The sequence below is a fragment of the Marinicella meishanensis genome (assembly GCF_019931145.1).
In the GTDB taxonomy this organism is placed as follows: domain Bacteria; phylum Pseudomonadota; class Gammaproteobacteria; order Xanthomonadales; family Marinicellaceae; genus Marinicella; species Marinicella meishanensis.
On sequence record NZ_JAIOUV010000004.1, the window covers coordinates 192,026 to 205,009 of the forward strand.

The 12,984-nt window shown below is 51.1% G+C and carries 8 protein-coding genes; 4 read left to right on the forward strand and 4 right to left on the reverse strand.

Annotated elements, in window-relative coordinates:
- Positions 1-81: 81 nt before the first annotated feature.
- Both paaZ and K7G70_RS08035 read left to right on the forward strand, forming a co-directional pair.
- Positions 82-2,211 carry a phenylacetic acid degradation bifunctional protein PaaZ gene (gene paaZ, locus K7G70_RS08030; RefSeq protein ID WP_348525072.1) on the forward strand — a complete coding sequence of 710 codons (2,130 nt, stop codon included), beginning with the start codon at positions 82-84 and terminating at the stop codon, positions 2,209-2,211.
- Between the two features lie 2 nt (positions 2,212-2,213).
- On the forward strand, positions 2,214-2,768 hold the full coding sequence (locus tag K7G70_RS08035) for a lysophospholipid acyltransferase family protein (protein ID WP_223788104.1): 555 nt from the start codon (positions 2,214-2,216) through the stop codon (positions 2,766-2,768).
- 1 nt (position 2,769) lies between these two features.
- On the opposite strand, the gene K7G70_RS08040 is transcribed toward K7G70_RS08035, so the two are convergent.
- The gene (locus tag K7G70_RS08040) at positions 2,770-3,237 is read right to left on the reverse strand and encodes a hypothetical protein (protein ID WP_223788105.1); all 468 of its coding nucleotides are present in this window, start codon (positions 3,235-3,237) and stop codon (positions 2,770-2,772) included.
- 325 nt (positions 3,238-3,562) lie between these two features.
- Here K7G70_RS08040 and K7G70_RS08045 point away from each other — a divergent pair, with 325 nt between their 5' ends.
- On the forward strand, positions 3,563-4,132 hold the full coding sequence (locus tag K7G70_RS08045) for an RNA polymerase sigma factor (RefSeq protein WP_223788106.1): 570 nt from the start codon (positions 3,563-3,565) through the stop codon (positions 4,130-4,132).
- A gap of 9 nt (positions 4,133-4,141) precedes the next feature.
- Entirely contained in the window at positions 4,142-6,421 is a 2,280-nt protein-coding gene (locus K7G70_RS08050) for a serine/threonine-protein kinase (RefSeq protein WP_223788107.1), read from the forward strand.
- Between the two features lie 69 nt (positions 6,422-6,490).
- On the opposite strand, the gene K7G70_RS08055 is transcribed toward K7G70_RS08050, so the two are convergent.
- The 3 genes from K7G70_RS08055 to K7G70_RS08065 all read right to left on the reverse strand — a co-directional run bounded on the left by K7G70_RS08055 (position 6,491) and on the right by K7G70_RS08065 (position 12,981).
- On the reverse strand, positions 6,491-9,025 hold the full coding sequence (locus tag K7G70_RS08055) for an FG-GAP repeat protein (RefSeq protein ID WP_223788108.1): 2,535 nt from the start codon (positions 9,023-9,025) through the stop codon (positions 6,491-6,493).
- Between the two features lie 85 nt (positions 9,026-9,110).
- Complete coding sequence (locus tag K7G70_RS08060) at positions 9,111-11,636, reverse strand: FG-GAP repeat protein (RefSeq protein ID WP_223788109.1); 2,526 nt, start codon at positions 11,634-11,636, stop codon at positions 9,111-9,113.
- A gap of 136 nt (positions 11,637-11,772) precedes the next feature.
- Entirely contained in the window at positions 11,773-12,981 is a 1,209-nt protein-coding gene (locus tag K7G70_RS08065) for a DUF4785 domain-containing protein (RefSeq protein ID WP_223788110.1), read from the reverse strand.
- Positions 12,982-12,984: the final 3 nt, after the last annotated feature.

Sequence of the window (12,984 nt, forward strand, 5' to 3'; positions counted from 1 at the left end):
GATCAAGCGCCAACTATCATAACCCAGAATCAAGCCATCATGGTATAATCCTGCGTGACTAACAGACACCGAGTCGGTCGCATGACTGGCCTGGGTTTGGCTGGACCCACAGGGGTTTTCCCACACCACCCACCGGTGGTCATGATCACCAAACACAACACCATGAATCAACTGAAAAGTTACGCCAAAGGACAGTGGCACACCGCCACCGACGGTTTCAAAGACTGCCAACATGCCCTCACCGGCCAAACCATCGCGCAAATTTCCAGTGCCGGTTTGGATTTTGCCGGCATGTTGGATTATGCCAAAACCACCGGCTTGCCCAACTTGGCCAAAATGACCTTTCATGAACGGGCCTTGATGCTCAAAGAACTGGCCTTGTATCTGACCTCGCGCAAAAAAGAATTCTATCAGTTGTCGGCTGCCACCGGCGCCACCAAACTGGATTCATGGATCGACATAGATGGCGGCATCGGCACCTTATTTGTGTATTCAGGCAAGGGCCGCAGGGAAATGCCAGACCACCACATTCTGTTGGATGGGCCACCGGAACACATCTCCAAAAATGGCAGCTTTTTGGCCCAACACATTTGCACCACTTTGCAAGGTGTGGCGGTGCACATCAATGCCTTCAACTTCCCTTGTTGGGGCATGTTGGAAAAACTGGCACCCAGTTTGTTGGCTGGGGTCCCGGCCATCGTCAAACCCGCCTCTGACACCGCTTATTTGACCGAGTTGATGTTTCAAGCCATGATCGAATCGGGGGTCTTGCCAGCAGGGTCAGTGCAGTTGATTTGTGGTTCCACCGGCAACCTGTTGGATCTGTTGACCTGTCAGGATGTGGTGGCTTTCACCGGCTCCGCCAGCACCGGTCAATACTTGAAATCGCAGCCCAACATCACCGCCAACTCGGTGCGCTTCACCATGGAAGCCGATTCCTTGAACTGCTCCATCCTGACCCCCGAATCGAACCCAGACACCCCTGAGTTTGGTTTCTTTGTGCAAGAGGTGGTGAAAGAAATGACCGTCAAATCCGGGCAAAAGTGTACCGCCATTCGCCGTGCCATTGTGCCGGCCAACCTGACTGAAGCGGTGGCCGCAGCCATCAGCCAAGAACTGCAACAGATTGTGGTCGGTGACCCAGCCCAGGAAGCGGTCAAAATGGGCTCATTGGCCAGCCTGGCACAACAACGCGAAGTGCGCGAGCGGGTCGCCGAATTGCGCCAATCCTGCGAATTGCTGTATGGCAATCCTGACCAGGTGGCGGTGGTTGGCGGCGATGACCGCCAGGGCGCCTTCATATCCCCACTGCTGTTGCTCAATGAAAAACCCTTGGACAACCACGCCGCCCATGACATCGAGGCCTTTGGTCCGGTGTCGACCCTGATGCCTTATGAACACCTGACAGACGCCGCGCGCTTGGCCAATTTGGGTCAAGGCTCATTGGTCGGTTCCATCTTCGGTGCCGATGACGAAGCGGTCTGTGAGCTGGTCAACCAAACCGCCTGTTACCATGGCCGTATGATGTTGATCAACCGCGATTCAGCGGCGGAGTCAACCGGCCATGGATCTCCTTTACCACACCTGATCCATGGTGGGCCGGGGCGTGCCGGAGGTGGCGAAGAAATGGGTGGCATCCGTGGGGTCAAACATTACATGCAACGCAGCGCCATCCAAGGTTCACCCACTACCTTGATGAAATTGACCGACAAGTACATGCCCAAGGCCCAAACCACCGAACCGCCCCAGCACCCCTTCAAATTGCATTACGAAGAGCTGCAAGTGGGTCAGGCCATCACCACCGCCAGCCGTGAGATCACTTTGGCCGACATCGAACAATTTGCCGATTTGTCTGGTGACCACTTCTATGCCCACATGGATGAAGCAGCCGCGGCCCGCAATCCATTTTTTGATGGTCGCGTGGCCCATGGTTACTTCCTGGTGTCGATGGCAGCCGGTTTGTTCGTATACCCCGATGAAGGGCCGGTGTTGGCCAATTATGGCTTGGATGACCTGCGCTTCACTGAACCGGTATATCCCGGTGATTTGATCACCATCCAGCTGACTTGTAAACAAAAGTCTTACCGCCGCGGTAAAGGTTATGGTGAGGTGCGCTGGGACCTGCAAGCCAGCAACCAAGACGGCGAAGTGGTGGCCGGTTATGACATCCTGACCATGGTGGCCTCCAACACCGAACCATTTGCAGAGTGATCATGTCCTGGATCTCAAAATTCATCCTTAAAATACTCGGTTGGAAAGTCATCAATGATCTGCCCAACGAGAAAAAATACATGCTGATTGCGGCTCCGCACACCAGTAACTGGGACTTTCCCCTGGGCTTACTGGTCAAGTTTGCCGAAAAAGTCAAATTGAATTACCTCGGCAAAGGGGCCTTGTTCGACTCCCCGTTTGGCTGGTTTTTCCGGGCCCTGGGCGGCATCCCGGTGTACCGCAAAAAACGCCTGAACATGGTGGATCAAATGGTCGATCAGTTCAATCAACGGGAACACATGATCCTGGCCATGTCACCAGAGGGCACCCGCTCCTATCTGGAATACTGGAAATCCGGCTTTTACCACATCGCCCACAAAGCCAAAGTCCCCATCGCCATGGCCACCTTGGACTTTGGCAACAAGCTGGTGCGTCTGGGCAACACGTTCATGCCCTCAGGCGACATCCAAGCCGACATGCAAATCATCCGTGCCTTTTTCGAAGGCGTCAAAGGCAAGAAACCACAAAACCAAGGTCCCATTCAAGTCAAGTCCTGATTCAAACTTGTGTCATTTGGGTGATGCTCAAATCAATGGCATGGTCGGTCATGGCTTCGCTCAACAATTCACCCAAAGCCATTTGCACCCTGGCCAAAGGAGCGGTATGAACCTGCCCGGATCCGGTTACAGTGATGACTTGTTGACACAAGGCGTCGTGACCGGGCAACTGATCCAAAAAATTCAGGTATTGCATCAACTCAAAATGCTGTAAACCGAGTTGGGCCTGCAACTGATGCAGGTGTCTGCCAAATCGCTGACTGGGGATGGACAAACAGTTCAATTGGCCTAAATCCACCATCGATTTGACGAACACCAAAGACTGATTGCGGAAACAGGCAAAATGTGACTTTTTGGCCAAGTGCTTGATGTGCCTCAAGGCCGGCTCTTTTAACTGCTGCATCAACATCTGGTAATGGCTCAATTGAGGCGCTTTGATCAACGCAGCCACATCACAGAAAACATCCATTATCATTGTCCTGCTGTTGTCTTGTAAAACTTGCTGACAAACATCTGCCATCGTGCTCATGGGTTCCAACCCTGGCTCAGTGGTGCCATTGATCCGACTGATGTGACGTATGATTTGCTCAATAATGGAATTTTGGTTGCTGGTTTCTGACATAAAAAGTATCCAGGTTTCGGGTTCAAATAAAGGTCAATTATTGGCTGCAAACTCGCAGACAATATTTCTGCTTAATGGTATATTTTTAAACGACTGAAACAGCCAGAAACGAACAATGAAATTTAGTTTTATTTGATTGCAAGAGATCGATATCCATGCTTATGATATGTTCATGCAAGACACCATACCGAACTCAAATACCCCTTCCATGAGTGAAACAGCGGTGCTGTTATCGAGAATCAATGCGGGCGATGATGCGGCCAAAAACGAACTGGCAGCCCATTGTTATCCGTTGTTATTGAAGTGGGCTCATGGACGCATTCCCTACACCGATTTGAGCTTGCTGGAAACCCGAGATTTGGTTCAAGAAACCTTCATTCGAGGCATGCAAAAAGTCGATCAAATACAAGCCAAAAAACCCGGTGCCTTTTTGGCCTATTTACGGACCATTTTCATCAATTGTGTGCGCGATGTGGCCCGCAAATCAAAAAACTCTGAACGCAACAATGGTTATCACAATTCACAAACCCTGTTTCAAGACGCCATCAACCTGGACGAATTCATCGCTTACGAAAAAGCCTTAAGCAAACTGCCACCAGCCAATCAAGAAGCGGTCATATTACGCATTGAGTTTGGCATGTCCTACCATGAAATTGCCGCTGCCACTGACAAGTCGTCTGCCGATGCCGCCCGCATGCAGGTCAAAAGGGCATTGGTGATACTGGCGGAACATATGATGTGAATGACCCATATGCAAGATGACTTATTAAACAAAGCCGAGTTGGCAGCCGCAGGCCAGCTGGTTGATGCGGGCACCGCGTCACCATACGATCGACCCTTCCAAATCATCAACCAATTGAAAAAATCCTTTCAGCAAGTCACCCCAACCGCGTTGATTCAAACGGGCGAACAATGGGGGCATTTACAAATCAATAAGCCCATAGGTCAAGGTGGCATGGGTGTGGTTTATGAAGCCCACGACACCTTGTTAAACCGATCGGTCGCGGTTAAATTCTTGAATGCGCACAACAGCGGTTTGCTGTCGGCCAATGAATTCATTGCAGAAGCCAGGCACATCGCCAAAGTCAGGCACCCCCACGTGATGGCGGTTTATGGGGCCAATACTTTTGCACAAATCACCGGTTTTTGGAGCGAGTTGTTGACCGGTCAAACCATCGATCAAATGCCAGACAAAGACCTGACGTGGCCACGGGTACTGACCATGGCCACACAACTGGCTGATGCGGTGCAATCCATCCATGACCAAGGTTTGATTCATGGTGACATCAAACCACAAAATGTCATTCTGGAACCCGACAAAGGGGTGGTCTTGATGGATTTTGGTTCGGTTCTGGATACCGACTCTGAACTCCCCCAATGGCAATCTTCGACCCCTTTGATCATGGCGCCTGAACTGTTCATACAACCCCAAAAGTCAATCCAAAGCGATGTCTATGCGCTGGGCGTGGTTTTTTATTTCTTGAGCCACCACAGAACATACCCCCACATGGCCAAAGATTTGATGTCATTACAACAAAAGGTCAACACACCCATTCGGTATCAGGCCACTGTGGGCCCCAGAAAATGGTTGAAACTGATGCAACAAATGTTGCACCAGGAGCCACAGAAAAGGCCCAGCATGGGCCAAATCAGGGCCCAATTAAACCAACTTGCAGAAGCCCCCTTGAAGCGGAAAAAACGCCTGTTGATGGGGGCTTTGGCTGTGACCTTATTGAGTTTCATTGCCTATTTGCAATTCAGCAACCAGCAATTGTCCGCAGCCAATCAAAGAACCCAACTGGCATTGAATGAGTCCAATCAATTGAATCAATTGCTGCAGGACATGTTGGCCTCGGCATCTAACATCAATCATGGCAAAGATTTATTGATGACCGATGCCATTGATCAATTCATGGATGGCATTCACCACAGCCAAGTCATCACCAACGACATCAAAGCCAAAGCCATGACCACCCTGGCCAACAGTCAAATCAGTTTGGGCCAATTTGCCGCTGGCATGAACACCCTGATGGCAGCCAAAGATTTACCCAACTTGTCACCCATGTTGGCGTTACAAATTGACATCAATCAGGTCAAATTTTTACTGCATGACCCACAATTAAATCAAGACAAATTAAGCCAAGCGACGCAATTACTGACGGCCATCAATCAGAGCCCATTGTTGACAGACATGCCACCGGCAATCAGGGCCGAATTACATCAAGCCAATATGCATGTGGCCAAAACCGAAAATCGCTATGCCCAAGCCTTGCAAGAAGGGCGTCTTGCCATCGAACTGTGGCAACTGGAACCCAGCAACAAAACCCAATGGCAACACTTGGGAATATTGTATGACATGTTCGGCCAAATACAAGGCATACAAGGCAATCACCCGACCGCCGAACAGTCCCATAAAAAAGCCCTCGACTATTTCCAAAAGGCCAACAACCGACCCAATGGCAACACCATGGTGGTGCGCAACAATCTGGCCATCACCTATGCCAAGTTGGGATTGTTCAGTGAGGCCCATGAACAAATGACCATTCTGGTCAAAGAGACCCGGGAATTTTTTGGTGAAAACCACCCCCGGTTTTTCAGCCAAGTAGGCAACCTCGCGGCGTCCTTGGCTGACAACAACCAAGCCACTGAATCATTGCAATTGTTGCGACAACATTTGCCTGGCCTGATTGAGCATTTGGGTGAAAACAGCATGAACCAATTTTATTTTGAGGGTTTGATTGCCAACAACCTCACTGCCCTGGAACGCTATGATGCAGCCGAAGCCCGGTATTTGAAGCTGATTGATACGCTGGCCAACACATTGGGCGAACAACACCCTTTGTGGTACATCAATCAAACCAATTTGAGTGAGTTATACATCAAAACCAATCAACCCAAACGGGCCAACAACATGTTAGGCGAGATGATTCCGGCGGTGACCAATGCCTTTGGGGCAGACAGTGAATTGGCCCAATACATGATTAAATTGAAGCGGCAGGCTGAATCTGCCTCAACCCTAACGATCAACTGAACCCCAAAAAAGGGTGGCCAATCAAACATTGACCACCAAAGTTCGGCCATCAGCCAAACGGGGTATGGTTCAATCAAAAGCGCTGAAAAAAATCAGGTCATCAGTGAATGAGGTGACTGAACCTGAATCATCAAATCCATTGTCTCGGTGGGCGCCCACCAACAACAAATCGCCATCTATAGCCACTGATTGCCCAAAGTTATCATCATTGTTGAAAATGCGTGCCACCAATTCGGCCCCCAATTCCCAAGACCCTTGTTGCAACAATCCACCAACCGGGTTCCAGCGATAAAAGTGAGCCATGCCAGCATCGGGAGTATTGATTGAATTGGGTGGTTCATAATCCATCAACCAGGCCCCAACCAACAACCGTCCGGCATTCACTTTGAGTGCACGACCAAATTGGGCGCCCAGTTGACCATTGCGGGCATGCAGGGTTTGCGACGCATTCCATTGGCCGGCGCCGCCATCAAATCGATACACAAACACCGCACCCAGGTCATCGTCCGTCACCGCCGTGTTTTCACTTTTCGGCGCCCCAACCACCGCCATGTCACCAGACAGACTGACTGCGGCACCGAACACATCGTTGGCATGGACAGTGGGACCACCAGGCAGCAACTTTTGCTGTTCTATCCAGCCATCAATCGGAGGGATCACATGCTCAAACACATAGGCGGCACCCACGTCTTGTCCCAATTGGTCATGCAAATATGCCCCCACCAACAATCGGTTGCCATCCAAGCTCAGGTCATAACCAAAGCCATCGCCTGCGACCGCATCACCCGGCATCAATTTGTCCTCAATTTGAAAGCCAGAACCAGTCCAGTCATAGGTGTAAACAGCACCGGCATTTTGATCGGATTCATCATCCAAATAAGCACCAATGGCCAAGCGGGTATCGGTCAAATCGACTGCAAAGCCAAACCGGTCTCCAGTGGCTTCTATCTCCTCGTTACTGTTGATGGCTTGAATTTCGACCCATTGTCCATCCACCTCCTCAAACACATAAACACGACCTGTATCTGGGGCGTTGATGTTGACGCCAGCAACAAAAGTGTCTGCCAAAGGCGCGCCCACCACCAAACGGTTGCCTTCGATGGCCACTTCACGGCCAAACCAATCGCCGCTGGCGCCATCATTGGCATACAGTTTGGCCTTGGCATACCATTGTTTTGGAGAAGGGTTTATCGCTTTGTACTCCATCACATAAACAGCACCGGCATTTTCTCCCTTGTCGTCATCCAAATAGGCACCAATGACCGCTAAATTTCCTGACATATCGACACTGACACCCAGTTGATCACCCACACTGCTGTCAGAGATTTCCAACCGATTGATCAGATCATCAAAACCCCAATCACATTCTCCAGGCAACTGGCAAATGCCGCCACCTTCTACGCGTGTTGTGGGTTGTTGACTGATCAACAAGACCCCATCTTGCACATGATTCATCATCAGTTGATCTCCGATGTAAGTCATACCAGAAAGGCCCACATTGGCACTGACACCACTGATTCCCACATCCAAGGGTGTGATGTGTTCTCCTGTCAACCAATTACCAGGACCATCCTGATAAAATAATTGCACGCCATCACTTTGCTTCACGGCCAGTTGTCCTGGTTTGATCGCCATTTGTAAACCAAACAAGTTGTCCAAGCCCACATCTTGTAATGTTTGGGTGTGCTGCCACCCGGGTGATTGACTCCACTCAAAAACTTCAACCGTGTCATTGGATGGATCTGAATCCAATCGTCCGGTACTGAATGCCGCCAGCTCATCATGCAATGCCAAACGATAGCCAAAGTATTTATTGCCTGTAGGCATCGGAGCCTGAAATGAGTGGACCAAATCCCAACTTCCCTGATTCTCTGCAAACAGGTATGCCGATCCGGCATTGCTGATCCCATTGACATTGTGACTGCTTGCCGATGCCAAGGCCAAATTGCCTGATTCATTCAACGCCACTGCAAGCCCAAAAGAGGCCGACTGTTGGGGGAATGGGTGTGGAATGAAAGTCATGTCCCATTGTTGGGTGGCTGGATTGAATTGAAATACGTGCACCGCTCCACTGTTGATCTCAATGTCATCATTGCCATACGCACCAACCAATAAGGTGTTGTTTTTCAAATCAATGTCAGAACCAAAATTGTCGCCACCACCAGACCCGGATTCCAAAGTCGCTTGCCATTGTCCATTCAAGTCATAAATCAACACCTGGCTGATTGCGATGCTGCTGTTGAAACTGGGGTGCATGCTCACCGCAACCCACTGGTCACTGATCGCCACATCATGACCATAGAATTGAAATTGCCCTTGCAAGGGAGGCAGCAAACGGGTCACTTCGACCCATTGGCCATTGATGTTTTCCAACAAATAAGCAGCCCCAGAATCATGGCCTTGGGTGTCCTCTCTTGAAGAACCGATCACCATGTGGGTTTGGGCCGGGTTGATGGCCGCACTGTTGCCTAAATACCTGCCTTCCTGCATTTGTATGGTGTTCAGGTCCAACACCACCCCTTGGTTCACCAACACATCGGCTCCGGCTTGGGCTTGGCCCATAATGAGGCTCCATACGAACAACAATACAATGAAATTTTTCATGGATAACTCCTGTGATTAACATATTCATGAAAACGGGACACCACCCTAAAAACGAACAACCAAAGAAAAATTGCACCCATTGTCATCAAAATGAATGGGCAAATATCAAGTCATCCACAAACACCCACACCCGACCCCGGTTGTCTTCGGCCAAGATGTCTGCCCGATACTCACCCACCAACAACTGATCTCCAGCCAGGGCCACCGCATGTCCAAACGCATCCTGGAACCCAGGAAATTGAGCCTGCAAGGATGCCGACAATTCCCAGGCTCCCATGGCCAACACCCCGCCAGTCTGATCCCATCGATAGTGGTGTGCAGAACCAGCCTCTGCCAGGATTTGCGCACTGCTGGTGAGCACATCTTGTAACCAAGCACCCACCAACAAGCCATTTTCAGACAGGTCCAGAGAACGACCAAACTGAGCGCCTGCTGGCTGTTCAGTGGGGAATATTTTTTGTAACGGCAACCAATCGCCCATGGCATCTTGCCGATACACAAACACCGCCCCACGGTCATCATCTGCAAAAGGGGCGTCTTCGTGTTTGGGGGCACCGATGACCGCCATGTTTTGTTCCAAACTGACCGCCGCACCGAACACATCCCCTTGATTGACAAAAACCCCATAGGGCAATAACTTATCCGTTTCGATCCAGGCACCGATGGGGGGCACAAACCATTCATACACGTAAGCAGCTCCAGCATCGATGGTGATGTCATCGGCCAAATAAGCACCAATCAAAGCCTGGTTTCCTGACAAACTCAAGGCATAACCAAAACCATCGCCAGGCTGGCCATCATTGGCGATGATTTTCTCAATGAACTGATATTCTGTGCCGGTCCATTGGTGGGCATAGACCGCGCCGGCATCCAAGCCGTTCTCATCATCTCGGTAGGCACCCACCATCATGCTGTTGCCATCCAGATCCAAAGCAAACCCAAAGCGGTCACCAGCCCCAGCCAAGCCCTCACCACTGGTCAATTTTTGTGTTTCGGTCCATTGACCATTGAGGTTTTCAAACACATAGACACTGCCCGCATCTGTTCCCTCGCCTGGCACATCATCCAAGTAGGCACCCACCACAATTCGCTGGTTGTGAATCGCCACAGAACGACCAAATTGATCGCCAGCGTCACCATCTGAGGCGACCAATTTCACCTTGGGAAACCATTGCGGCACCTGGAACAAAGCCGCTGTCTTCTGATACACATACACTGCACCGGCGTCTTGCCCTTGGTCATCATCGGCAAAGACTCCAATCACCGCCCAATCACCATCGATGTCAACACTGACCCCAAACTGATCACCCACCGAACTGTCTTGGATGTGATCGCCATTCACCCAATCTTCCAACACCCACTCACACAAAACTGGGTTGGCCCCTGCACAGTCATTACCGCTTGCAGCACGAACCGTCTGTTGCTGTTTCAACAAGGCCAGACCTTTACCGACATAGTTGACCGCCAAAGCATCAGCCGTGAAATGCAAACCGCCTTGTCCAAAGCCGTTGGACAAGCCGGTTTCAAAGTCGTTGGGGTCAATGGTTTCTTGATGAAACCAATCATCAAAGCCATGGCGCTGATGCAGGTCGGCAGTCCCCTGCTGTTTGGTGAACACCAGTTGGGTTTGATTCACTGCAATGGCGTGTCCAATTCGCTCATCCAGCTCATTGTCTACAAATGTTTGGGTCTGAACCCATTGTCCGTTGGGATTTTCTTCAAACACCACAATGGCATCATCGGTGAAGTCTTGGTTGGTGATCAAACCATGACTCATCGCCATCAGTTCATCTCCCAGGGCGGCGGTGTAGCCAAAGTGTCCACTGACCTGCGGTACCGTGGCCTGGAGGGTGTTGACCAGGTTCCATTGATTGCCGGATTTTTGATAATGGTGGACCACCCCGGCATTGTTGATGCCTGGCAAATCCTGGGAATCGGCACTGATCAACAATTGCTCTCCATTGGGACTGACTTTGATATTAAGACCGAAGCGGGCACCAAACTGAGGCATGGGGTTGCTGATCGATGTGGCCAACCATGATTGGGTGTTTGGCTGGAAATCATAGCGCCACACCAAGCCCCCTGGCGAGGTACTGCTGGCCAAAGCATCGGCCACCCAGATTGAATTACCGTGCATGGCCAGTTCACCACCAAAACCATTCGTGGCACTGGGTTCCGACAAGGTGTACAGCAATTGACCCGACAAATCATGGATGAAGACCTGACCATTGCCTGGTTCAGCAAAATTAGGCCTGGAGATCACCAACCATTGGTCATTGATGGCCACTTTGAATCCATTAGATCCCTGCATATTCTGTGTGGGTGGCAGCAGCCGCATGACTTCGGTCCACGAGCCATTGACGTGTTCAAATAAATAGGCAGCACCCGAAAGGAAACCCATGGTGTGCTCATTGGGCGAACCAATGACCATGTGTGTTTGGGCTGGATTGATGGCGGCACTGCTACCTAAATTCTGTCCTTCCCGAACACCGATCAGTTGATCAAGATAGACCGCTGAACCGGGACTGGTTTGGGCAGATACTGAAAATGTGGCAATGCCCGCCCACAACAGGGCAATGGGCCAAAAGCCAAAACGATGAATTGTTAACATGGGGTCTCCTGATAAACTGACTGATTTAACCGATAAAACGGGTCTGCAACAGGAAACCGAACGAATGGAAAAGAATCACACCATGTGACCTGACGGTCACATGGTGAATTTTTTGGAATGTCCTATGGGCTTAAAATCAGCGTGGGTCAAACAACGCCACAGGGGCTTCACCCAAGGTAAAACCCGCTTGGACTTGCTGCACCGGGGCCATCAGACTTTGGTTTTTCAATTCAACGTCAAGCACCGTGAAAGGGGCTTGTAAGCCGGATTGAGCAACCAGTTCAGTCGGCCAATCAAAGGCCATGCGGTGGCTGCCGGCTGACAACCATTGGGCGGTCATCAGCAAAGCGATTGGCTGCGCTTGGCCTTGGGCGTCGGTACCCAGCAAGGTGCCCCTGATTTCATAGCGCCCGGCCAAGGCATTGTCGATGCCCAATTCAAGCTGTTGGCCATTGGCTTGCAATTGACCATCGAATTGGGCACTGGGCAAGTTCACGGCAAAAGCGGTGGAGGCATCGCGCAACACCTTTTGGCCATTGACCACCGATTCGGTGACGGTGTGGATTTCCCACAGGCCAGCGGTCATCGCTTGACCCAACAAGCCCGACAGCACCGCTTGTTGGCTGCCATCGGCCGCGGGTTGGAATGTCAGATCGCTGATTTTTTCACCGTTGGGCGCGGTCACATAACCTTGGATTTGCATGCTTTCAGGATCACTGGACATGGCGACTTTGACCACCACGTCCTGGCCCACCTGATGGCTTTGTTGGGTGGTTTGTAAAGACAACACCTGCGTACTGTTGGGTTCCAGCACATGCACCACGTAAGCGTCGCTGCCGATGCCATTGACTTTTAAGGTCAGCTCACCGGCTTGGGCTTGCACTTTCAGCGCCACGCTGTGGTCACCCACCGGCATGCCAGCGGCCTTCAATTCGCGGGCCCCAACAAAAGTGGTGGCCGATACCGGTTGGTCACCCATCGACAGTTGCACCTGGGCAGGCTCGATGGCCAAACTTTTGTCGCTCACTTGCAAGGGATTCAGGCGAATGACGGCGATGTCCGAGGTCAATGGCAGGGCCAAACCCTGGGCCAATTGGGCGCCGCTGGCATCCAACCAGTACTGCTTGGACTGGCTGAGGTAACCGGCGTTCGCCGCTGGGGTGAAGGCCTGACCAAGCAAATTTTGGTTGAAGGCCACGCGTTGTTGCTCACCCTTGATGGGGGTGGATTTCAAAGCAAACACCGCCAAGGTTTGCGCTTGGGGCGTTTCGTTCCACTGAATGTCAGCTGGGCTCACGCTGGCCATGGTGGTCAAGCAAGCCGTGATTAAAATGTGTTTTTTCATGAT

Coding starts and splice junctions, on each gene's coding strand:
- K7G70_RS08040 (WP_223788105.1), bottom strand. CDS start 3,237: ATGGATGTTTTCTGTGATGTGGCTGCGTTGATCAAAGCGCCTCAATTG.
- paaZ (WP_348525072.1), top strand. CDS start 82: ATGACTGGCCTGGGTTTGGCTGGACCCACAGGGGTTTTCCCACACCAC.
- K7G70_RS08060 (WP_223788109.1), bottom strand. CDS start 11,636: ATGTTAACAATTCATCGTTTTGGCTTTTGGCCCATTGCCCTGTTGTGG.
- K7G70_RS08035 (WP_223788104.1), top strand. CDS start 2,214: ATGTCCTGGATCTCAAAATTCATCCTTAAAATACTCGGTTGGAAAGTC.
- K7G70_RS08065 (WP_223788110.1), bottom strand. CDS start 12,981: ATGAAAAAACACATTTTAATCACGGCTTGCTTGACCACCATGGCCAGC.
- K7G70_RS08055 (WP_223788108.1), bottom strand. CDS start 9,025: ATGAAAAATTTCATTGTATTGTTGTTCGTATGGAGCCTCATTATGGGC.
- K7G70_RS08050 (WP_223788107.1), top strand. CDS start 4,142: ATGCAAGATGACTTATTAAACAAAGCCGAGTTGGCAGCCGCAGGCCAG.
- K7G70_RS08045 (WP_223788106.1), top strand. CDS start 3,563: ATGCAAGACACCATACCGAACTCAAATACCCCTTCCATGAGTGAAACA.